This window comes from Pseudoduganella ginsengisoli, assembly GCF_009720865.1.
GTDB lineage: Bacteria > Pseudomonadota > Gammaproteobacteria > Burkholderiales > Burkholderiaceae_D > Rugamonas > Rugamonas ginsengisoli.
In genome coordinates this window covers 107,073-128,672 of record NZ_WNLA01000006.1, presented here as the reverse complement: position 1 = coordinate 128,672, position 21,600 = coordinate 107,073, and the positions used below count along the sequence as shown (strand labels likewise).

Here is a 21,600-nt window from a genome sequence, read left to right as displayed (position 1 = left end):
AAAAAAAGTCCCTGGCACCTTTTTGCAGTTTGGAAAGAAGTCTCCGTGGTGGTGTCACGCCATGGCTGGCAGCCTATGCGTGAAGCGCTGTTCAATTTGCCGCACTGCCTCGGCCACACCGTTTTCCTGCGCCATGGCGCGTGCCACGGCCTGCGCGCGCTCGGCCATGGCGGGCGTGCGAATCGCGTGCGTCATGTGCGCGGCCAGCTTTTGGGGCGTTACACTGCGCACGTGCAGCGGTTTGCCCGCGCAACCGAGCCGCTGCAATTCCCGTCCCCAGTGTTCTTGTTCGCTGATATGCGCCACCACCACGGATGGTTTGCCAGCCAGCGTGACGGATTGCGTTGTGCCGGCGCCGCCATGGTGGACCACGGCGCGGCAGCGGGGAAAGACCAGGTGGTGGGGCGCGGCGCCTGTATACAGGATGCGGTCGCCGGAAACAAAGCCGCACGCTTGCGCATCCGGGCTTTGTATGATGGCGCGGCAGCCCGCCAGGCGGACCGCATCCGTCATCAGCTTCAATGCATTGGTTTGCAGCGCCACATCGCGTGGCATCCAGCTGCCGGTGGTGACATAAACAGGCGCGTCGCCCGCATCGAGGAAGGCCGCCAGTGCGCCGCCCAGCTGTCCCTCCAGCTGCATATTGGGCATATCCAGGAAGCCCGTTACTTGAATGGATTGCGGCCAGTCCGGCTGGCGCCCGCAAATTTGCGGGCTGATGCCCACCAGTGTCAAATGCCGCGACAGCCATCCATCCATGACGACATCGCGCGTCGGCGGCATTTGCAAGCTGCTGCGCAGCCGGTTGGGGTAGTGGCCGATCGTGCGGTGCAGGGCGGTGCGGGTCAGCCACCACATGAAGCGGTTGCCCAGCTTGCCGAACGGGTGATGAATCGGGTGGCTGAACGCGCTGGGCACCCCGGCATGGGACAGCAAGACGCTGACATACGGTTTGCCCGCGTATTCCGCCGCCACCTGCAACGGTTGCGTGAAGTAATGGCCGATCAGCACATCGGATTCGCCGCACAACGCGCGCGCCGCCGCGAACATGGCGTCTTCCGCCGGTGCGTAGCAATGTTTGACCAGCGTCGCCATTTGCTCCAGCGGATTGCGCATGCGGCATGCTTCAGCGCCGATCCGTTCAGCCTCTTCAGGCGCCAGCACGGGCGACGCAATGACGCGCAGCTTGACGCCGGATGCGGACGTGACGGCGGCGTAGGCGGCGCTGTCAACGCACGTGATGGCCAGCGTCACGTCATGTCCCGCCGCTTGTAACCCTTCTGCCAGGGCAAGGAAGGGACGAATGTCGCCATGGCTGCCCCACGTTTGCATGCCGATTTTCATGACTGTTTCCAGGTTGCAAAAACGCTATCGTGACATGGATAGCGAAAGTCCGCCAGGCAGCGTGCAATGCATAAAAAAAACCGGGCAACGATTGCTCGCGGCCCGGAAAAATACGCTGGGTAAAGCCACTTCAACTACGGTGTTACACCTGCGGGTAGGCAGGTTTACTGCGGGGATACAACTACTGCGGGGTACTGCTACTACAAGGGGTACGACAAGCTTACTTAGCGACCGTCAATTCGCTCTTCACTTCTTTGACGCCTTCCACGCTGGACGCAGCCTGGATCGCTTTGGTGCCGGTGTCGGTATTGGCAACCTGGCCCGTCAGCGTCACCACGCCCTGGCTGGTTGTTGCCGAAACGCCTTTGAAATCTGCAATGGCAGCTTTGACTTTGGCGTTCAGCGCGCTGTCAGCCGTGGCGACAGCGGCGCCAGCCATGGCGCCTTCCTGCTGGCCAGCGGCGAAAGCAGGGGACAGGGCGGCAGCGGACAATGCGGTGAAGGCGGCGGTGGCCAGCAGGCGGGAAAAGGTATTCGTCATATTCGCTACTCCATAAAGGTTGTCTAAGAACGCCTTGTGACGTTGATCTCCTTACAGCAAAGCGCGTGCCAGCTCGATGGAATCATTAAAAATCAATGGCTTACGTTGATTGATTGCTGTGTGGAATATTTTGGCGGCGAGGATTTGTCGGGCTGTGGCGACAACATGCCGCCACACCCGGTGTAAAGCCAGGAAAATCAAGGGGTTAAGGCTGTCGCCATGGGGCGACAGCGGTCAGCTTTCCGCCCTGAATTGCGCTGCATCCAATTCATGGCGCTGCAGCAAGCGGTAAAACTCCGTGCGGTTGCGCTCGGCCAGCCGCGCCGCGTCGGCCACATTGCCATCTGTCAGCTTGAGCAGTTGCACCAGGTATTGCCGCTCAAAGCGCTGCTTGGCTTCCGTATAGCTGAGCACTTCCAGCGACGGCACTTTCAGCGCCCGCTGCACCAGCGACAGCGGCGCCAGGCTCGAGGTCGCCAATGCACACACGTGTTCCACCACGTTGACCAGTTGCCGCACATTGCCGGGCCACGGCGCCCGCGTCAGCGCTTCCAGCGCATCGGGCGCGAAGCCCGTCACTTGCTTGCCATACTTCGCCGCCAGCGATTGCAGGAAGCGCGTGGCCAGCAATGCAATGTCTTCGCGCCGCTCGGATAGCGGCGGCAACGTCAGCGTGATGACGTTCAAGCGGTAATACAAGTCTTCGCGGAACTGGCCTTCCTGCATGGCCGCATCCAGGTCGCGGTGCGTGGCGGACAGGATGCGCACGTCAACCGGCTTGCCCACGTCGGAACCCAGCTGCCGCACCACGCGCTCTTGCAGCACGCGCAACAGCTTCACCTGCAGCAGCAGCGGCATGTCGCCTATCTCATCGAGGAACAAGGTGCCGCCGTCGGCTGCCTGCACCAGGCCCTCGCGCCCGGATACCGCGCCGGTAAAGGCGCCCTTCACGTGGCCGAACAATTCCGATTCCAGCAACTGTTCGGGAATCGCGCCGCAATTGACGGCAATGAACGGAGCCTTCGCGCGGCGGCTGGCGCGGTGGATGGCGCGCGCCAGCAATTCCTTGCCGGTGCCGCTTTCGCCCCGTATCAATACGCTGGCGTCCGACGCTGCCACCAGCCGCGCTTCGGCCAGCAATTCCGCCATTGCCTGGCTGCGGCTGACGATTTCTTCGCGCCACTGGCCATCGTCCGCCCCCTGCGCCGATGGCGGAGCGCTCAACTGCAAGCCTTGTGCAACGCGCTCCAGCAGCACTTTCGCATCGAACGGTTTGGTGAGGTAAGCAAAGGCGCCCAGGCGCGTGGCTTCCACGGCATCGGGAATGGTGCCGTGCGCTGTCAATAAAATCACGGGCAGCGCGGGATGGCGCGCGCGGATGTGCTGGAACAGCGCCATGCCATCTTTGCCGGGCAGGCGGATATCGCTGATCACCAGCGACGGCAGGGCGATGTCGAGCTGCGCCAGCGCCGCTTCCGCACTGGGCACTGCCGTGACCGCATAGCCATTGGCAGACAGGCGCAATGACAACAGGCGCAGCAAGTCGGCGTCATCGTCCACCAGCAAAATGGCGGCGCCCATACGCACGGGCAGGTTATCGTTGCCGTTCATTGCTGACTCCCCGCGCAGGCAAGTTGCGCTCGATGGCTTTCAAGCTTTCCAGCGTTTCGGCCAGTTGATCGATTTTGCGCTGGCTTTCCTTCAGCTGCGCCTGCAGCTTGTCGCCATGCTCGGCCAGGCGGCGCTGTTCCTGGCATTGCGCCGATAACAGCGCCGCCAGCAGCGCCAGTGGATGCGTGGTCGATGCCACGCCGTCAAATTGCGCCTGGGCGCGCGGCAGGTCGCCGCTGCCCCGCGTCCACAGCAGCACCATGCCCATTTGCAGCGCTACGCGGGGCGATGGCTGGCGCATGCCCAGCGTGGCCAGTTCCTGCAGCAATTCACCTTGCGTCATGCGGCGTAACTGCTGGTGATAGGCCAGCAGCGGCGCAGTTTCATCGGCCAGCATGACGGTGGTGGGCGGCGGCGCTTCGGCCGGGGCGCGCGGCAGCACAATGGATGCCGTGGAAGGAAGGCGGGGAACGCTGCAGCCGGACATCAGCATTGCCGCCAGCAATAGCGCAGCGGGTAGTACGGCAGCGCCGGCGGCAGCGGTATGGCGGCATGCGCCGTGCACCGCGTGCGCGCCGCGGCGCCGGATGCGCGCTGTATTGCGGTCTGGGTAATCAATCGTCATAAGGCAACTCAATTTGAAAATGGGCGCCGCGCTCAGACGGCATCAGGCGCAGTGCGCCGCCATGCGCGTGCACGTATTCGCGCACGATGGCGAGGCCGATGCCATTGCCACGGCGGGCGCTGGCGGGTTGGCGTTCGCCCTGGTAAAACGGTTCAAAAATACGTTCGCTATCTTGCGGCGCGACGCCGGGACCTTCGTCGCGGCAATCGATATGCAGCTTGCCTTGCGCTTCGGACAAAGAAAAATGCACGGCGCCGCCCTGCGGGGAAAAGCGCAGTGCGTTCGACAGTAAATTGCCCAGCGCGGCCGCCATCAGATCGGCATCCAGCAACAGCGGGCGGACCTGGCCTTCCACCGCGCAGTGCACGTGGCGCGCCTGGCACTGCAGGCGCTGGGCGGCAATGACGCTGTCCAGCAGTACGCCGGGATCGGTGGTGGTGCGCCGCAGCCGCTGCGCGGCAAAGCCCGCCTCATTAAAGCGCAGCAAGTCTTCAATTTGCGCCTGCAGCGACAGCGTGTTTTGGCGCAGGATGGCGGCAATTTCCCGCTGTTGGCGGGACAGGGGGCCGGGAACTTCATCTTCCAGCAGCGATACGCCTTCCACCAGCGCGGCCAGCGGCGTTTTCAATTCATGCGACACGTGGCGCACAAAGCGCGCCTTGTCGGCTTCCACTTCGGCCAGGCGCTTACGCAGCCAGTCCAGCTGCGTGCCAAGCCGGCGCAAATCGCCGGGGCCCTGCACGGCTATGGTTTCGTCGTAGCGGTTGCCGCCCAGCCGGACGATGGCTTGTTCGATTTGTTTTAGCGGGCGTGACAGCCACGCGCCGCCGCCCAGCGCCAGCAGGGCTGCCAGTGCGACGGCAACGGCCACCTGCGTGGTCAGCAGGCGGCGCCGCTGGTCCAGTTCATCGAGCAGCACCTGGTTGCGGCGCTCGACTTCGTGCCGCACGGCGTCTTCCAGCAATTGGCTGACAGCGGGCAAGCCGGCCAATGCCCGGTCCAGCGTCTGGCCCAATGCGCGGCGGGCTGGCGCGGTGCTGCGGCGTTCGCGCGTTGCCGGCACCGACTGCAGTACGGCAGCGACAGCTTCGCCCCGCGCGCGCCAGTCGGCCAGCGCGGCGTGCTGTGAGCTGGGCAGGCCGGCGCCGATAGTGGCCAATGCGGATTGCGCTTCGCGCCATGCATCGGCATAGCGGTCGCGGAAGGCTGGATCGTCCAGCACAAGGAACTGGCGCGCGCTGCGCTCCATGGCCACGCCCCGTTCGCTGAGGCGCTGCACCTGTTCGGCCAGCGCGACCGCATGCCGGCCCGCTTCGCGGCTATGGGCGGCGAGGCGGTCCAGGGTCAGCAGGGCATGCACGGATGTGGCGCCCAGCAGCGCCGCGATCAGTACGAAGACGCCCAGCGATAGTTGGCGAAACGAAAGTTCCGGAAACATGGGCGCGGCTGGAAAGTTGGGCAGGGCGGATCACAGGGTGGCGCGATGATAGTTCAAAGAGCGGAAACACGGCGTCCGGTTGCCATCATGACCCAATGCTATCGTTTCCAAAGCGAACGATAGTACTGGCCAGGTCCCCAAGGAAAGTTGTGACTTTGAACGGTGCCAGGCACCGAAGGGAATTGCAACTAATTCAGCCTGGAAATTCGACGGTGACTTTCAAGCCTTTGCCACCCGCGCCATCCGACAGCGAGACGGTGCCGCCATGCAGCGCGGCGATATCCCGCACGATCGCCAGGCCCAGCCCCGCGCCGCCCGGATTGACTTGCATCGATGCCGCTGCCCGGTAAAACGGTGAAAACACCCGCTCCCGCTCGCTTGCGGGAATGCCGGCGCCGCTGTCTTCCACTTCCAGCAGCAGCTTGCCGCCGCCGGGCAGTACGCGCACGGTGACGCTGCCGCCCGCCGGCGTATAGCGCAGCGCATTGTCGACCAGGTTCGACACCATTTCCTGCAGCAGCAGCGGCTGCCCCCGCACGATGGCTTCATGTTCCGCTTCCAGCGCCAGGTCGATCTGCTTGCCCACTGCCGTCACCGCCAGTTGCAGCGCCACGTTTTGCGCCAGTTCGCGCAAGCCCACGGGCACCGGCCTGACATCGCCGCTGTGTTCAATGCGGGCCAGCATCAACAAGCGGTTCGCCAAGTGCACGGCGGCATCCGTGGTGGCGGCAATGCCGGACACCATGGCGCGCAACGCTTCCTTGTCCACCGGCCCTTCGCTGCGGTCGATTTCCCTCAGCGTCATTTCCGACTGGGTTTTCAATACCGTCAGCGGCGTGCGCAACTGGTGTGACGCATCGGCAATAAAGCGCCGCTGCGATGCGATCAGGCTGCGGATGCGCGACATCGAGCCATTCATGGCTTCCACCAGCGGGCGCACTTCGCGGTGTACCAGCGCAGGGTCCACGTCATGCAAGTCCGAGGCGCTGCGCATTTCCACTTCGGCGCGCAGCCGCATCAACGGGCGCAATACCAGGCGCACGGCAAACCACACCAGCAGGGTGGCCGCCAGCACCACCCACGCCTGCCAGGCCAGCGTATCCTTCAAAATCTGGATCGTCAGGCCGCGCCGCGCATCCGTGGTTTCCGCCACCTGGATCAGCGCCACGCCGCGCATGGAATCGTCGTACACCGGCTGCACCAGCGCGGCAATGCGCACCGGCTGGCCGTTGTAGTCCGCATGATAAAAGCGCACCAGCGCCGGATACGCTTCCGAGCGGGGCACATTGGGCGGCACGGGCGGCAAGTCGTCAAAACCGGATGCGGTTTCGCCATTCATGCCCGTCACCTTGTAATAGATGCGGCCCAGCGTATCCGTCTCAAAACTGTCCAGCGCCACGTAAGGCACGTCCACCACGACTTTGCCGTTTTCAATCGACACCCGTTCCGCCAGCGCGCGCGTGGATGCCAGCAGCGAGCGGTCGTACGCCATGTCGGCCGCATCGAGCGCATTGCGGTAGACCGACACGGCATTCACGGCCATCAGCAGGATCAGCGGAACCAGCAGCCAGCGCAGCAGCTGGGTGCGCAGGCTGCCCAGCGGCACGCTGTCCTGTGCTGCGCCAGGCGCGCCAGCAACAGCGCGCGGCACGGCTTCTCCATCCGGCCCGGCGTCGCTGGCGCTGTGCTGATCCATCGCTGCCGGCCTTATGCGCCGTCGCGCGGCTGCAGCAGGTAGCCGATGCCGCGCAGCGTGGTAATGGCGGCCGCCCCCGGCTGCGCACTTTCCAGCTTTTTGCGCACCCGATGTATATACAAGTCGATGGCGTCGAGGTTCGCGTCATCTTCCAGCGCAAACACTTCGTCAAACAGTTTCTCTTTCGATACCGCGCGCCCGCTGCGGGAAATCAGCGCTTCCAGCACTGCGTGTTCGCGCGGCGTCAGCGCCAGCGCATTGCCATGGTAGCTGAACATGCGCGTCACGGTATCGAAACTCAGCGCGCCGCACGTGTGCACGACAGCTTCATTGCCCACGCTGCGGCGCAGCTGCGCCTTGACGCGCGCTTCCAGTTCCGCCAGCTCGAATGGCTTGGCCAGGTAATCATCGGCGCCCAGGTTCAGCCCCTGCACCCGTTCTTCCAGGCCGCCGCGGGCCGTCAAGATCAATACCGGCGTCCTGGCGCGGGAGCCGCTGCGCGCCCGCAAGCGCTTCAATACTTCCAGGCCATCCATTTTGGGCAGCGTCAAGTCCAGGATCACCAGCGCGTAATCCTGCGTATGCAGCAGGGCGTCCGCGTCGGCGCCGTTGTCCGCGCATTCCACGGTCAAGTTGGAATCTCGCAACGCCTTGGCCAGCGAGCGCTGTAATTCAATATGGTCTTCTACGAGCAGGATACGCATGGTGTTGTTTTTGGGTGTCTCCAGGCGCGCATCATCGCTGCGCGGGAAGGAAAAGTAAAACCCTTTTCTGGTACTGTTGCAAAAGCCTTCAATGAATAGGCTATGAAACGGCAATGAAAGGCAATTGAAAGGAAGTGCGACCTATAGTGGAACCCTGATATTTACTTATCAGCACCATTTCAAACAATTATATCTATAGGAGATGTCCATGAAGAAGTCCGCAATGACCGTCGCCGTCCTCGCCCTGGCAGCGGGTAGCGCCCACGCCGAGAGCAACGTGCAGGTATATGGCCTGATCGATGCCGGGGTGGAAAACGTCAACCACGCAGCGGCCAATGGCAATGGCGTGACCCGCGTGGTGTCGGGCGGCATGAATACGTCGCGTTGGGGCTTCCGGGGCAGTGAAGACCTGGGCGGCGGCCTGAAAGCCGTGTTCCAGCTGGAAGGCGGCATCCTCCTTGACACGGGCAACATGGACACAGCGCTGTTCCGCCGCCAGGCCAATGTGGGCCTGGAAGGGGAGTGGGGGCGCCTGGTGGCGGGCCGTTCGTTCACCACCGTGTATGACACCGTGATTGCCTATGATCCGATGGGCTTTGCGCCATCGTATTCGTGGGCGACCAGCGGTCCTGCAACCGGTCCTTCCAAATATGGCTTCACGACCGGTTTCGATAACCTGATCAAGTACTCGGGCAGCACCGGCAACCTGAAATACGGCGCCACCATTGGCCTGGGCGAGCAAACCACGGGTGCGGCCGACAGCCGCAAGGTGGCCGGCAACGTGGCGTATTCCGCCAACGGCCTGGGCGTGATGGCAACGTGGGAACGCATCAACGGCAACGTGGTGCCAGCTACCGGCAACCGCGACGAAAACACGGTATGGCACGTGGGCGCCAGCTATGAAACGGGTCCATGGAAATTGTGGGGCGTCGTGCGCGACTTCAAGACCGTGGCAGGCAAGGCCGCCACGCCGGACGTGAAAGCCACCACCGTATGGGGCGGCGTTGCGTACAAACCGCAGCCGAACGTGACGCTGACGGGCGCCATCTACCGCATCGACGTCAAGAACGTGGCGGCGGGCAAGGATGCGGATCCGATCATGTACGTGGCACGCTACCGCTACGCACTGTCCAAGCGTACCGACCTGTATGTGGCCACCGCGTACGCAAAAGCCAAGAATGGCCAACTGACGGGCCTGTCGCGTGACGACGCTGGTTTCGATACCAGCCAGCGCGGCGTGATCGGCGGCATCCAGCACCGCTTCTAAGTGCTGGTCCAAGCACGGTTGCCACGAACCCAGCCATGCAACGCCGCGCCGCCCTGATCGCACTTGCCGCTACCGCTGCCGCCCCGGCCAGGGCGCTGGCGGCAACGGCTGCGGGCAGCAAAATCGAGTGCATCGTGCCGTCCAAGCCGGGCGGCGCGATGGACTTGACGTGCAAGCTGGCGCGCAAGGGGTTGCAAGCGATGCCTGACGTCAGCAAGCACGGCATGCACATCAGCTATGTACCTGGCGGCATCGGCGCTGTCGCGTGGCACCAGCTGGTGTCGCAGCGGCGCGCGGAACCGGACACGCTGGTCGTGTTTTCCGGCGGCTCACTGCTCAACATCGCACAGGGCAAGTTCGGCAAGGCGACGGCCGCCGACGTGCGCTGGGTGGCGGCGCTGGGCGCGGACTACGGCATGATCGCCGTGCGTGCGGATTCGCCGTACAAAACATTGGCCGATTTGCTGGCTGCGCTGAAAAAGCATCCGGAACAAGTGCTGATCGGCGTCTCCGGCACCATCGGCAGCCAGGACTGGCTGAAGATGGCGCTGGTGGCGCGCGCCGCCGGCATCGACCCGAAAGCGCTGCGCTTCGTGGCGCTGGAAGGCGGCGGCGAAGCTTTCACGGCAATGCATGCCAACTATGTGCAAGTGGTGTCGGGCGATGCATCGGAAGCGTCGCTCAATGCCACGCCGGATAAAACCCGCGTGCTGGCCGTGCTGTCGCAAGAACGCTTGCCCGGCGCACTGGCCGGCGTGCCGACGGCGAAAGAGCAGGGCATCGATGTGGTGTGGCCTGTGATTCGCGGTGTCTGGATGGGACCGCAAGTGGCCGACACCGATTACAACGCCTGGGTACAGCGCTTCGAGCGCATGTTGGCCAGCAAGGAATTCGCGCAGTTGCGCGCGGCTTCCGGACTATACCCCTTTGCCCTGACAGGCGATGCGCTGACCGCCTATGTCAGGAAAGCCGTGGACGATTACGGCAAACGCGCCCGGGAATTCGGCCTGGTGCGTTAGGAAAATACCTGTTTAACACTTAAAAAATTCGGAGATCACCATGTTGAAAACGACCCTGGCCGTCGCTGCCGCCCTCTTCACGTCTGCCGCTTTTGCGCAGGTGCCTGCCGGCTATCCCGCCGACTACCAAAAGATTATCGATGGCGCGAAAAAAGAAGGCAAACTGGTGATTTATGGCGCCACCGACAGCAAGGCCACGCAGCCGCTGATCAAGGATTTTTCCGCGCAATTCCCCGGCATCACGGTGGAATACAACGACATGAATTCCACTGAAGTGTATAACCGCTTTATTTCCGAAGCGGCCGCCGGCGGCAACACGGCCGACGTCATGTGGTCGTCCGCCATGGACTTGCAGATGCGCCTGGCGTCGGACGGGCATGCGCTGCAATACAAATCGGTGGAAAGCGCCAAGCTGCCAACGTGGGCGATCTGGGATGACAAGGCGTATGGCACCACGTTTGAGCCGGCCGCCTTCGTATACAACAAGCGCCTGGTCTCTGCCGCCGAAGTGCCGCAAACCCATACGGACTTCGTCAACCTGATCAAGCAGCCCAAGTTCGCCGACAAGGTCACCACGTATGACATTGAAAAATCCGGACTGGGCTTCATGTTCATGACGCAGGATGCAAAAGAATTCCCGAAATTCCTGGACCTGGAAAATGCCTTTGGCGCTGCCCGCGTGCGCGTGCAATCGTCGACCGGCACCATGATGGAGCGTATCTCGTCCGGTGAAAACCTGATCGGCTATAACGTGCTGGGTTCGTACGCGCTGGTGCGCGCCAAGACCGATCCTTCGATCGGCGTGGCGCTGCCGAAGGATTACACGCTGGTGATGTCGCGCGTCATGTTCATCAACAAGGCGGCGAAGAATGTCAACGCCGCCAAGCTGTGGCTGGACTACATGCTGTCGCACCGCGGCCAGGTGGTGATTGCCAACGATTCCAAGCTGTACGCGATCCGCCAGGACGTGACGGGTGAGACCACGTCGGCTGACCTGATCAAGCAAATCGGCAAGGACAACATCCGTCCCGTGCCGGTGCATCCGATCCTGCTGCAATTCCTGGGGCCACAGAAGCGTATGGCGTTCCTGAAGCAGTGGAAGGAAACCGCAGGGAAAAAATAATACCCCGCCTCCTCGTCATTCCGCATCGGCGGACCGCCGCGCAGGCGGGAAGCCCTAGATCGCTGGCCGAAATGGCTCAGCATGGATCCCCGCTTGCGCAGGGATGACGAGGCGCAGGCTGCGTATCCCGATTTCAACGGAGCGAACATGCAAACATTAACTCTGCCAGGCAATGGCCGCCGTTCACTGAACTGGCCGCGCGGACTGGTCGTCACCCTGACCGTGGTGGCCATCTTCCTGCCCCTGCTGCTGATCTTTTACCAAAGCTTCCTGTCCGCGCCATTTTTCATGCCGGACAAGGAACTGGGCCTGGATGCCTACCAGTTCATCTTTGAAGACCCGGACTTCATCCTGGCCTTTAAAAACGGCACGTTGCTGGCCGCCGGCCTGACCTTGATTGCCGTACCGCTGGGCGGCGCGCTGGCCTTCCTGATGGTGCGTACGGACTTGCCGGGCCGCGGCTTCATCTCGCCGCTGCTGCTGGTGCCGATCTTCGTGTCGCCCATGGTGATGGGCTTCGGCTACGTGGTGGCCATGGGTCCGGTGGGCTTCTATTCCACGTGGGCGAAGGAAATCCTCGGCTTCATCCCGTGGAACATCTATTCGTTCACCAGCATCGTCATCATTGCCGGCCTGACGCACGTGCCGCACGTATACCTGTATGCATCGTCCGCGCTGAAAAGCCTGGGCTCCGACGTGGAAGAAGCTGCCCGCGTGGCAGGCGCTTCGCCGCTGCAAGTGATGCTCAATGTATCGCTGCCGATGATCATGCCGGCGCTGGCGTATGCCGGTGTGCTGGTGTTCTTCCTGGGCTTTGAAGTGTTCGGCCTGGTGCTGGTGCTGGGCGACCCGGAAGGCCACCTTGTGCTGCCGACTTACCTGTATAAGCTGACCAATAAACTGGGCACGCCGTCGTACCACTTGATGGCTGCCGTAGCCGTATGCCTGGTGGCCGTGACGATGCCGCTGGTGATGCTGCAGCGCCGCCTGCTGAAGTCCGCCAACAAATACGTATCGATCAAAGGCAAGGGCGCGCGCACCAAGTCCATGCCGCTGGGTAAATGGAAGTGGGTGGCATTCGGCCTGCTGTTCGCGTGGCTGCTGTTTACCATCGTCGTGCCCCTGTCGGGTATCGTGCTGCGCTCGTTCGTGCAGTATTGGGGCGAAGGCGTGAAGCTGGCGGATGTACTGACCTTGCAGCACTTCCGCGACATCTTCGAGCAGCACGCCATGATGCGCGGCATCCTCAACACGGTGCTGATCGGCGTGATCGGCGGCGGCCTGGCGGTCGCGTGCTACAGCGCGATTGCGCTGGCCATGCACCGCAAGCCGGACGGCATTACCCGCCTGCTGGACTACAGCGTGCTGGTGCCGCGCGCGATTCCCGGCCTGCTGGCGGGCCTGGCGTTCCTGTGGGTATTCCTGTTCGTGCCATCGTGGCTGGACGGATTCTTCAAGGGTTCGGATAACTTCTTTGCCGTGTGGATGACAGAAAGCGTCGTGCCGGCCTTGCGTTCGCTGCGCTCCACCATCTTCGCTGTGTGGCTCGCATATTCTGTCGTATGGCTGGCCTATGGCATGCGCCTGATTTCCACCGCGCTGCTGCAAGTGGGACCGGAACTGGAAGAAGCGGCGCGTGCGGTGGGCGCCAAGCGCGGCCAGGTGACCCGCGATGTCACGCTGCCACTGATTAAATTCGGTTTGCTGGGCGGCTGGCTGATGGTGTTCCTGATCTTTGAACGCGAATATTCGACCGGCGTGTACTTGCTGTCGCCGGGCACGGAAGTCATCGGCGCCATGCTGGTGTCGCTGTGGGCGGGCGGTTCGACGGACCTGGTGGCGGCGCTGTCGTTCATCAATATCACACTGGTGGCCATTGGCCTGGGCATTGCGCTGCGATTTGGCGTAAAGCTCCATAATTAAACTAGGACTTACATCATGAAGCGAGACATCATGACCAATGAACTGACCACGAATGAGCTGAGCGTCAGCGACCTGCACCTGGAATATGGCAGCGGCGCGACTGCCAACCCGATTTTGAAGGGTGTGTCGATGCACTTGCAAAAGGGCGAAGTGGTGGCGCTGCTGGGCCCATCGGGCAGCGGCAAGACCACGTTGCTGCGCGCCGTGGCGGGCTTGGAAAGCCCGAAGCTGGGCACCATCGCCATCGGCGACCGTGTCGTGTTCGACGGCTCCCGCCAGTTTGAAATGCCTGCCGAACAGCGCAGCCTGGGGCTGGTGTTCCAGTCATATGCGCTGTGGCCGCACAAGACCGTGTTCGACAACGTCGCGTATGGCCTCAAATTGCGCAAGATGGGCGCCAGTGAAATCAAGGAACGCGTGATGGAAGTGCTGAAGCAGCTGGGCCTGGGGCACCTGGCCGAGCGCTTCCCGCACCAGATGTCCGGCGGCCAGCAGCAGCGCGTGGCGATTGCCCGCGCGCTGGTGTACAACCCGCCCGTGATCTTGCTGGATGAACCGCTGTCCAACCTGGATGCGAAATTGCGCGAGGAAGCGCGCTCATTCCTGCGCGAACTGATCGTGCGTCTGGGTTTGTCGGCGCTGATGGTGACGCACGACCAGGGCGAAGCCATGGCGATTTCCGACCGCATCCTGCTGCTCAATAACGGCAAGATCGAACAGCAGGGCAATCCGCAAAGCATGTATGAGACGCCGAACACGCTGTTTACTGCGGAATTCATGGGCAGTAACAACCGTTTGCCGGCCAAGGTGCTGGGCCGCGATGGCAATGCCGTGACGTTGGACGTCAACGGCGTGACCTTGCAGGCGACAGCACGCGGCAAGGGCGAAACGGATCCGGCCACGGTGATCCGCGTGGAAGAAGTGGTGGTGCGCGCGGAAAGCACGCCGAACGCGCTGCCGCTGCCGCTGATCACGTGCATGTACCTGGGCGACAAGTGGGAGTGCATCTTCGGCACGGCGGACGGCAGCATCCATTTGCGTGCGTATTCCAAGTACAAGCTCGATGCCCGCACGTATTGGCTGCATATGCCGGCGGACCGGCTGTGGGTGTTCTGACGCGGCCCGCATGACAGGCAGGGGCCGGTCTGCACCGGCCCCTTGCATTACTGGTCGAGACTCCACACGTACTGCATGCGCGTCCACGACGCCTGCGCCACGCCATCGACCGTGCCCGGTTTAAAGCGGCACAAGCTCAGTCCCGCCTGCGCAGCTTTATCCAGCGCCCTGAAGCCGCTGGACTTTTCCACTTTTGAATCCACCACCTTGCCATCCGTTCCAATCAGGAACGCCAGCGTGACCATGCCGGATTCGCCGTTACGCAGCGATATGGCTGGATAGTCGGGCCGCGCGCAGTTGGCGGCATCCACCACTGCTGGCACATGCACGGGCGCTTTAGGCACGGCGGCAGGCTTGTCGCCGCCGTCAAGGCTGGCACGGCCATGCGGCGGCGGGTCCGCGGGAATACTGTCCGGCGCCACGCGCGCCGTCACGGGCGGCGGATTGTTTGGCTGCTGCACATTGTCCGGCATGGGCGGCACCACGATGTCAGGCCGCACCAGCGGATCCATCGGCAATTCCACGTAATCCACCTTGGGCGGTGGCGGCGGTTCGCTTGGCAGGACGTCGACCGCCACTTCGGGCGCACGGAAGATGGTCACCTTGTTGTGGGTCGCCGCGTACAGGCCGAGCGCCAGGTGGACGGCGGCAACGAGCGTCAGGCCGGTGTAGTTTTTGCGGGTATTCATGGTCGCTCCTGGTGGTTGATGGAAGTCCGAATTGCTTTGGTGTAGAAGAAATATATTCCATTGAATGGAAATTTAAAAGTAATTTTGTTGGTAATGGTGCGTATGTTAAGATTCCATCCCATGGAAACGAATTTTGCTGACAGGTGGAATATGACTATCCGGGTAATGCTGGCCGACGACCATCCGATCGTCATGACGGGATTTGCAATGTCGCTGGAAGGGCAGGGCATGGACGTGGTGGCGCAAGTCAAGACGCCAGCCGACGCCATCGCCCAGTACCGGGCGCTGCAGCCGGACGTGCTGGTGCTGGATATGCGCTTTGGTGAAGAATTGACTGGCATGGATGTGGCGCGGCAAGTGCTGGCGCACGACCCTGCCGCGAAGATCATTTTCCTGAGCCAGTTCGATCAGGACAGCCTGATCAAGGAAACCTACCGGCTCGGCGCGCGCGCCTTCATGACCAAGGATTGCGATCCCGATGAACTGGCCGCTGCCGTGCGCCGCGCCTATGAGGGCGGGCTGTATTTCATGCCGCAGATTGCCCAGCGGCTGGCGCAGATTTCCGTGCAGGGCGAGTTGTCGCCGCAAGCGCAACTCGATGACCGTTCGCTGGCCATCTTCACGATGATGGCGGAAGGGCTGACCAACGCGGAAATCGCGGAAAAGCTCAACGTGTCGACCAAGACCATCAGCAATATCAGCCAGGCCGTGAAAGAAAAGCTGGGCGTGGAGCGGCCCGCGCTGATTACGCGGCTGGCCGTGCGGCATGGCTTGATTGAACCTTGAACGTGCCGGCCTGGATGGCGCCGTGGCGGCGCTGGAGCCTGCCGCATTGGAGTCTCCGGTTTCGGCTGCTGTCCATCATCATTGTTCCGCTGGCGTACATGTTCGCCACGTTTGTCGTTTACCTGTATGCGTCGGGGATTGCCGACGTGGGCGACGAACTGGCGGAGCGTGGGCCGCTGGTGGCAAAAGTGCTGGCCGACAGCAGCGAATACCACCTTGCCACGGGGCGCGTGGCGGAATTGCGGCAGGGTGTCGAGCGCGTGGTGCAGGCCGACAGGGGGATTTACCAGGTCGACGTGCTCGATACGGCGCGCAAGGCCGTGGTCACCGTGGCGGCGCGGCGCGGCGGCTCGCCGGACGTGCGTCCGTATGAGGCGCCTATTGTGCGGCGGCTGGTGTGGGTCCACACAGGACAGGCAACCGGACAGCCTGGCTTCAGCACGGAGACGGTCGGCTATGTGCGCGTGACGATGTCGCCCACGGCGGCCATGCGCCGCCACATGAACCAGTTTTACGTGGCGCTGCTGGTGGCAGCGCTGGGCCTGGTTGCGTGCGCCGCGCTGGCCTGGCAATTCGCCCGCCACTTCAACGATTCACTGCAATCGACCATGCGCGCATTGCGTACCGCCGATGCGGAAAAGCGGCTGTTGCTGCGCCGCGTGAATACTGCCGTGGAAGAAGAACGCAAAAGCATCGCGCTGGAAATCCACGATGAATTGAATGCGACCTTGATTGCCGTGCGGCTGGAATCGCAGCGCATTGCAGCGCTGGCGCACAAGGAGAATGCGGCGGATGAAATCAGCCAGCGTGCACAGGGCATCACGAAGCTGGCGCTGGGTTTGTACAACAGTGGCCGCTCGCTGGTGCGGCGCTTGCGGCCGGAAGTGCTGGACATGCTGGGCTTGCAGGGCGCGGTGGAGGAAATGGTGCGCCACCACGACAGCATGGGGCAAGGCTGCCGCTACCTGTTCCGCGCCGAAGGGGAGTTTTCCAAGCTCGATAGCGCCGTGGCGATTTCCGCTTACCGCATCGTGCAGGAAGCCTTGTCGAATGTGGCCAAGCATGCGCGCGCCACGGAAGTTACCGTGGCGCTGGCGCGGGAAAGCAAGGAGGGAGGAGACGCATTGCGCATCACCGTAACGGATAACGGCAAGGGCTTTGATCCCGCCCTGGCAGCGGGCGGGATCGGCATTGCCGGCATGCGCGAGCGCGTGGCAGCTTATGCCGGGACGTTCGATGTGGCCAGCATGCAGGGGGCGGGAACGTCCATTACGATCCGTTTGCCCCTGGCTGCTTCAGCAGACGCACCGTGAGGTAGGCCAGCGCGCCCACGCCCGCCAGCAGCACGCCCCACAGCAAGCCGTTGTCGGACAGGTTGACGATTTTGCCCGCAGCGTTGGCGGCTTTCCCGCCTGGTGAACGGGGCGGCGTTGCTGTGCCGGGGGCGCTGGATGCGGGGGCTGCAGCGGGGAGGCTTGCCGCAGGCGCCGCGATGGCAGGCCGTGCCGGTCCCGCTTCTGCCTGCGGCAGCGCGCGCAATTCCTTTTCCGAGTAGCCGGGAGCGATATGCCCCAGATCATGTTCCATGCCCGGCGCGCCCGCGCGGCCGTATGACAGCGTGTACGGACCGTTGCCGTTGGCGAGGAACAGCAGGGTGGCCGGGGTCCACGACAATTGCAGTTTGGGCGCCTGCGACAGCGGCAGCGCTGCTGCCTGCGGGCTATAGGGCCGCGCCACCCATTGCGCCAATTGCGTGGGGGCCAAGGGCAAGCCATCGGACCGTTTGCGCTTGCCGTCTTGCGTAATGTCGTAAAACGTTGCGCTGGTCATGGGAATGAAGGGATCGGCCGTGGCGGGATCCGGCGGCGCCGCTACTCCCGGATCTTCCCGGTAGTGCCGGTGCAGGTGCAGGTGGCCGTGCAAATGGTGGTGGCGGATCGGCTGGGGCGCCGGCTGGTATGGCGCAGGCGGTGCGGCTTCGCGGTAGCGGCCCAGCATGGCTGCATACACCGCGTTCGGGGTGGAAAATTGCATGCCGACCCTTTCCGCCGGAATGCCGATGCCTGCCGCATAGACCAGGTCTCCCGGCACGCGGCCCGCCGCGGGCGCCAGCACGGCGCTGTCCATGGCCGGCGCCATTTGCCGCCGGTTGAACGACAGCGCCGTGATCCCGGCAAAGATGGCCGGCGTGCCGCTGCGCCACGTCAGGCGCGCATAGCGGAATTGCGATGGCTCGAACGTGAGCAGGTCGCAGGCCAGCACGGCGCCATCGGTGGCGGACAGCCATTGCAAATCCGCCGCGCCCAGTGGCCGCCAGTTGCGCAGATCATCGCTGGCTTCCAGCCACACCTGCGCCGTATAGCCAGGCTTGCCGGCGGGCGGTGTGAAGCGCAGCGCCGTCACAGTGGGCGGCGTGGCGCGGGACGCCACGCCCAGGTCGAGGACCAGCGTTTCCACCTGTGACGCTGGCGCCTGCGGGCGCGGCGGCGGCCCTCCGCTGGTGACGGACAACAGCCTGCCATCGCTGTCCGTGCGCAATTCCAGCTTGAAGTCGCCTCCGGTGTTCACCGATGCGCGGGCGCCTTCTTGCCGGTACAGTGGAAAGATGCGCAGCGGCAGTTCCCGCGCATCCGTGTACGTATCGGTGGGGGGCTGGCGCAGCGCATAGGGTACCGGCAAGCCGCGCCGGTCGAACAGGCGGACGTCGGCCAGCCCGGCCGATTGCGCGTGCAGGTAGACCGCGGCCGGCATGCGCAGCGCGTGTACACCGTTGTCGTCCGCGACAGAAACGGGAATCGACCACGCATACGCGGACGGCGTGTCGGCATACAGCGCGCTGCCCGCCCGCGCAGGCCATGGCGCAGCCAGCAGCACGGCGCAGCCAAAGGCCATCAGGGTGCGCCGTTTCATGCGGCACCATTCGTGCGGCGTGGCAGGGGCGCCGCGTAGCCGATGATGACCATCAGCAGGCCGACGCCGATAAAGGCAGCAATACCGTCGGGGCCCGTGCGGTTATGCACGTCCAGCAGGAACAGCTTGGCCACCACGGCGGCTAGCAGCGCCGCGCCCACACCCCACTGGCGCGGGTGGATGCGCACGGCCGCATGCCGCATCAGCGCCAGCGCCGTGCCGGCCCACACCAGCGACAGCATGGCTTGCGTGAATTTCGACGCCATCAGCGCATCGAACGTATAGTCGATGCCCAGGTAATGCGATACGCTGCGCAACAGCACCAGGTTGAACCACAGCCACGCGCCGCCGGCGCCTGCCAGTTGCATGCGGCTGGCCCAGCGGGACCGTACTTCCGGCGCGGAAGCGCGCCAGTAGGCGATGGCCAGCAAGGCGGCAAAGCCGGTCGTCAAATCCAGCGGGTTCAGCAGCGGCACAAACGGCAGCGGCGCCATGCTGCCATCGAACGTGAAGTTCCACACCACTGCCACCGTCAGCGACCAGGCGACGGCAATGCGCAAGGTCACGCGGCGGTGCCACAGCGCCAGCGGCGCCAGCGGCCAGGCGCCAAGGCTGGCGCGGCGCAGCAGCCATGCCATGGCCGCCATCGTGCCCCACGCCGGAACATACAGCAGCCATTGCGAATCGCGCGGCAGCGTATCCGCCAGCAACAGGCGCAGTGCGGGCCAGATCATCAGCAGCGGCAGCGCCACCAGTTGCAAGTGCAGCAGGGTAGGCGTGGCGCCGTGCGTGATCCACCCAGTGCGCCGCCACAGCGCCAGCGCATAGCTTGCCGCCACCCACGCCAGCACGCCTGCCGCGCACAGCGCCGCATCCGGCAGCATATCGAACAGGTAGAGCCAGGCCAGCATTGCGCCGCCGGCAAACAATTGCGCGCCAAACGCTGGAGCGGACAGCCACATCAGCTGTGGCCATACGCGCCGCTGCGCAATGAACAGCACCACGGCCGATAGCGCGGCCACCAGCATCAGGTAGAGCGACCAGCTGAATGGCAGCGTTTCAAACGGCAATTGAACGGCCGCCACGCCGCTGCCCCACGCCGCCAGCGCAGGCAGCGCGACGATAAACCACGCGGCGCCGGCAATCGCCAGCAATGTGCGGTTGCCGCCGGCATCGGGATTGGCCGTGTGGCGGCGTTCACACACGTACGACAGGCTGACCGCCAGCATCAGCGCGGCGGGAATCGCGCTGTCGATGAACGAACCGGTATCGTATGCCCATGACAGGTTGGTCATCAGGAGGAACGTGACGCCAGACATGACCAGCGCCACTTGCGCCAGCCATGCGGCGCTGGGCCATTGCCAGCGCAGGTAAATCTGGTACAGCAGCGCCGCCACGGCCAGCGCGCTGGCCACCATCCAATTCAATTCCGCATAACCTTCCGCTTGCACGAACACTTCCAGCCACGCCCCGGCCAGCAGCCACACGGCAGCGATGGGCAACAGCATTTCAGCCAAGCCTTTGCCGGTGTCGGCGGAGCAGGGCTGCAAGGCCGCGGCGTCGGCAGCGCGCAATTGCAGCGCGATGAAAAATGCCGCAACGGCCAGCACGGCAAACCCGATCGCCATGTGCGTGCGCGCGATGTCTTCCTGGCTCATCAGGCTTACTGCGCGCAGGAATGAAACCCATGACGCCAGCTGTACCAGCAAGCCGAAGCCCCACGCCAGCGGACGGCGCTGGCGCAGACCGGTCCAGATCACGCCGGCTGCTTCCAGCGCCCACGCGGCCGACATCCAATGGTCGTCGACGCCGTAGGGAATGGCCAAGGTGGCGGACACGATGCCCAGGGCAAGGAATGCTTCGCCCAGCAGCCGGCAATTTTCTCCCATGCGGCGTTTCACGAAAATGGCCAGGCACAGATACAGCGCAGCCAGCGCCAGCGCGGAATACGCCATTCCGTATCGCATGTCGGCGACGAGGCCGTATTGCAGCCCCATGGCCGCCAACGGGGCGCCGAAGACCAGCGTGCCGTCAACGTAGTGCGTGAGGCGTGGCGCCTGCTGCCGCGCATAGAAAATCGCGACAGCGATATACATCAGCAGGAACAGGACGAGGAAGCTTTGCGACGCCGGGTAATCGCTGGGATCGTAGTGCAGCACGCCCCACGACGTGGCCAGCGTGAACGTGCAGATGAAACCCAGCACGTTCAGCGGCCGCCATGACTTCAGGGCCGCAATGGCGATAATGCCGGCATTCAGGACGGCGCACCACGTGAACAGTGCGATCTGGCTGCCGCCGCCGCTGGACAGGATCACCGGGGTGGCAAAACCGCCGATGATGCCGAACACGGCCAGCCAGACGGAATCCTGCAGCACTGCCAGCAGGCAGGTGAAGGCCACGAAGATACCCAGCAGCGCGATGGCCGTCAGGTCAGGGATCAGTTGAAACGTCTTGGAAGCGGCAAAGGTCACCACCATGAGCAGGGACAGCGCCGTGCCCTGTACCGGCAGGCTGATGGAAGGCCGCTTGGCGCGGATACTCCACCCCCACGCCAGCAGCGCCAGCGCGCCGGCCGCGACACCGGCCACCAGGTATTCATTAGGGATTACATACGTCCCCGCCAGGTATTTCAGCAGGAAGCACAACCCCATGAACAGGATCAGCAAGCCCAGTTTGGCCACCACATTGCCGCCGAATAGCCACTCGCGCAGCCGTTCATTGAAGTCCGCTGGCGGCGGACGGCCGCCGCCGGAACCGGTACTGAATGCGGGCTGCGTATTACCCTGTTCCATGATGCATCCTTTCAAA

Annotated in this window: 17 protein-coding genes; 7 read left to right on the top strand and 10 right to left on the bottom strand. The window is 63.6% G+C overall.

The features are described from left to right. Positions 1 to 54: 54 nt before the first annotated feature. The 7 genes from GM668_RS11895 to GM668_RS11865 form a co-directional block, all read right to left on the bottom strand. Positions 55 to 1,344 carry a glycosyltransferase gene (locus GM668_RS11895; protein ID WP_155439173.1) on the bottom strand — a complete coding sequence of 430 codons (1,290 nt, stop codon included), beginning with the start codon at positions 1,342 to 1,344 and terminating at the stop codon, positions 55 to 57. A 220-nt stretch (positions 1,345 to 1,564) separates the two neighbouring features. Beyond that, a complete protein-coding gene (locus GM668_RS11890; RefSeq protein WP_155439172.1) occupies positions 1,565 to 1,885 on the bottom strand; it encodes a BON domain-containing protein in 321 nt (106 codons plus the stop codon). A gap of 234 nt (positions 1,886 to 2,119) precedes the next feature. Then, on the bottom strand, positions 2,120 to 3,496 hold the full coding sequence (locus tag GM668_RS11885; protein WP_229499222.1) for a sigma 54-interacting transcriptional regulator: 1,377 nt from the start codon (positions 3,494 to 3,496) through the stop codon (positions 2,120 to 2,122). Then, positions 3,480 to 4,121 carry a hypothetical protein gene (locus GM668_RS11880; protein WP_229499220.1) on the bottom strand — a complete coding sequence of 214 codons (642 nt, stop codon included), beginning with the start codon at positions 4,119 to 4,121 and terminating at the stop codon, positions 3,480 to 3,482. The genes GM668_RS11885 and GM668_RS11880 overlap by 17 nt, the downstream gene beginning before the upstream one ends. Beyond that, positions 4,111 to 5,559 carry a sensor histidine kinase gene (locus GM668_RS11875; RefSeq protein ID WP_155439171.1) on the bottom strand — a complete coding sequence of 483 codons (1,449 nt, stop codon included), beginning with the start codon at positions 5,557 to 5,559 and terminating at the stop codon, positions 4,111 to 4,113. The genes GM668_RS11880 and GM668_RS11875 overlap by 11 nt, the downstream gene beginning before the upstream one ends. A gap of 193 nt (positions 5,560 to 5,752) precedes the next feature. Next, positions 5,753 to 7,255, bottom strand: a complete 1,503-nt coding sequence (locus GM668_RS11870) for a sensor histidine kinase (protein WP_155439170.1) — start codon at positions 7,253 to 7,255, stop codon at positions 5,753 to 5,755. An 11-nt stretch (positions 7,256 to 7,266) separates the two neighbouring features. After that, positions 7,267 to 7,959, bottom strand: a complete 693-nt coding sequence (locus GM668_RS11865; RefSeq protein WP_155439169.1) for a response regulator — start codon at positions 7,957 to 7,959, stop codon at positions 7,267 to 7,269. Positions 7,960 to 8,167: 208 nt separating this feature from the next. Here GM668_RS11865 and GM668_RS11860 point away from each other — a divergent pair, with 208 nt between their 5' ends. The 5 genes from GM668_RS11860 (at position 8,168) to GM668_RS11840 (ending at position 14,407) form a co-directional block, all read left to right on the top strand. After that, the gene (locus GM668_RS11860) at positions 8,168 to 9,226 is read left to right on the top strand and encodes a porin (protein WP_155439168.1); all 1,059 of its coding nucleotides are present in this window, start codon (positions 8,168 to 8,170) and stop codon (positions 9,224 to 9,226) included. A 35-nt stretch (positions 9,227 to 9,261) separates the two neighbouring features. Next, positions 9,262 to 10,245 carry a tripartite tricarboxylate transporter substrate binding protein gene (locus GM668_RS11855; protein WP_155439167.1) on the top strand — a complete coding sequence of 328 codons (984 nt, stop codon included), beginning with the start codon at positions 9,262 to 9,264 and terminating at the stop codon, positions 10,243 to 10,245. Positions 10,246 to 10,285: 40 nt separating this feature from the next. Beyond that, a complete protein-coding gene (locus GM668_RS11850; RefSeq protein WP_155439166.1) occupies positions 10,286 to 11,368 on the top strand; it encodes an ABC transporter substrate-binding protein in 1,083 nt (360 codons plus the stop codon). 147 nt (positions 11,369 to 11,515) lie between these two features. Continuing rightward, entirely contained in the window at positions 11,516 to 13,291 is a 1,776-nt protein-coding gene (locus tag GM668_RS11845) for an ABC transporter permease (RefSeq protein WP_155439165.1), read from the top strand. Positions 13,292 to 13,306: 15 nt separating this feature from the next. Then, positions 13,307 to 14,407 carry an ABC transporter ATP-binding protein gene (locus GM668_RS11840; RefSeq protein ID WP_229499218.1) on the top strand — a complete coding sequence of 367 codons (1,101 nt, stop codon included), beginning with the start codon at positions 13,307 to 13,309 and terminating at the stop codon, positions 14,405 to 14,407. A gap of 47 nt (positions 14,408 to 14,454) precedes the next feature. Here GM668_RS11840 and GM668_RS11835 read toward each other — a convergent pair whose 3' ends face one another. Further along, on the bottom strand, positions 14,455 to 15,096 hold the full coding sequence (locus tag GM668_RS11835; RefSeq protein ID WP_155439164.1) for an energy transducer TonB: 642 nt from the start codon (positions 15,094 to 15,096) through the stop codon (positions 14,455 to 14,457). Positions 15,097 to 15,246: 150 nt separating this feature from the next. Between GM668_RS11835 and GM668_RS11830 the strand changes: the two genes are divergently transcribed. Continuing rightward, complete coding sequence (locus GM668_RS11830) at positions 15,247 to 15,882, top strand: response regulator (RefSeq protein WP_229499216.1); 636 nt, start codon at positions 15,247 to 15,249, stop codon at positions 15,880 to 15,882. 2 nt (positions 15,883 to 15,884) lie between these two features. Then, a complete protein-coding gene (locus GM668_RS11825; RefSeq protein WP_371868689.1) occupies positions 15,885 to 17,195 on the top strand; it encodes a sensor histidine kinase in 1,311 nt (436 codons plus the stop codon). Here GM668_RS11825 and GM668_RS11820 read toward each other — a convergent pair. Both GM668_RS11820 and GM668_RS11815 read right to left on the bottom strand, forming a co-directional pair. Next, a complete protein-coding gene (locus tag GM668_RS11820) occupies positions 17,152 to 18,792 on the bottom strand; it encodes a DUF3999 family protein (protein ID WP_155439161.1) in 1,641 nt (546 codons plus the stop codon). The genes GM668_RS11825 and GM668_RS11820 overlap by 44 nt on opposite strands. Then, entirely contained in the window at positions 18,789 to 21,584 is a 2,796-nt protein-coding gene (locus GM668_RS11815; protein WP_155439160.1) for a DUF2339 domain-containing protein, read from the bottom strand. Before GM668_RS11815 ends, GM668_RS11820 begins: the two co-directional genes overlap by 4 nt. Positions 21,585 to 21,600 lie beyond the last annotated feature (16 nt).

What these genes read in the sequence shown, in the direction of transcription:
- GM668_RS11815 (WP_155439160.1), bottom strand. Translation starts at nt 21,584, where the DNA reads ATGGAACAGGGTAATACGCAGCCCGCATTCAGTACCGGTTCCGGCGGC.
- GM668_RS11860 (WP_155439168.1), top strand. Translation starts at nt 8,168, where the DNA reads ATGAAGAAGTCCGCAATGACCGTCGCCGTCCTCGCCCTGGCAGCGGGT.
- GM668_RS11865 (WP_155439169.1), bottom strand. Translation starts at nt 7,959, where the DNA reads ATGCGTATCCTGCTCGTAGAAGACCATATTGAATTACAGCGCTCGCTG.
- GM668_RS11870 (WP_155439170.1), bottom strand. Translation starts at nt 7,255, where the DNA reads ATGGATCAGCACAGCGCCAGCGACGCCGGGCCGGATGGAGAAGCCGTG.
- GM668_RS11895 (WP_155439173.1), bottom strand. Translation starts at nt 1,344, where the DNA reads ATGAAAATCGGCATGCAAACGTGGGGCAGCCATGGCGACATTCGTCCC.
- GM668_RS11850 (WP_155439166.1), top strand. Translation starts at nt 10,286, where the DNA reads ATGTTGAAAACGACCCTGGCCGTCGCTGCCGCCCTCTTCACGTCTGCC.
- GM668_RS11835 (WP_155439164.1), bottom strand. Translation starts at nt 15,096, where the DNA reads ATGAATACCCGCAAAAACTACACCGGCCTGACGCTCGTTGCCGCCGTC.
- GM668_RS11890 (WP_155439172.1), bottom strand. Translation starts at nt 1,885, where the DNA reads ATGACGAATACCTTTTCCCGCCTGCTGGCCACCGCCGCCTTCACCGCA.
- GM668_RS11820 (WP_155439161.1), bottom strand. Translation starts at nt 18,792, where the DNA reads ATGAAACGGCGCACCCTGATGGCCTTTGGCTGCGCCGTGCTGCTGGCT.
- GM668_RS11855 (WP_155439167.1), top strand. Translation starts at nt 9,262, where the DNA reads ATGCAACGCCGCGCCGCCCTGATCGCACTTGCCGCTACCGCTGCCGCC.
- GM668_RS11880 (WP_229499220.1), bottom strand. Translation starts at nt 4,121, where the DNA reads ATGACGATTGATTACCCAGACCGCAATACAGCGCGCATCCGGCGCCGC.
- GM668_RS11885 (WP_229499222.1), bottom strand. Translation starts at nt 3,496, where the DNA reads ATGAACGGCAACGATAACCTGCCCGTGCGTATGGGCGCCGCCATTTTG.
- GM668_RS11830 (WP_229499216.1), top strand. Translation starts at nt 15,247, where the DNA reads ATGACTATCCGGGTAATGCTGGCCGACGACCATCCGATCGTCATGACG.
- GM668_RS11845 (WP_155439165.1), top strand. Translation starts at nt 11,516, where the DNA reads ATGCAAACATTAACTCTGCCAGGCAATGGCCGCCGTTCACTGAACTGG.
- GM668_RS11875 (WP_155439171.1), bottom strand. Translation starts at nt 5,559, where the DNA reads ATGTTTCCGGAACTTTCGTTTCGCCAACTATCGCTGGGCGTCTTCGTA.
- GM668_RS11840 (WP_229499218.1), top strand. Translation starts at nt 13,307, where the DNA reads ATGAAGCGAGACATCATGACCAATGAACTGACCACGAATGAGCTGAGC.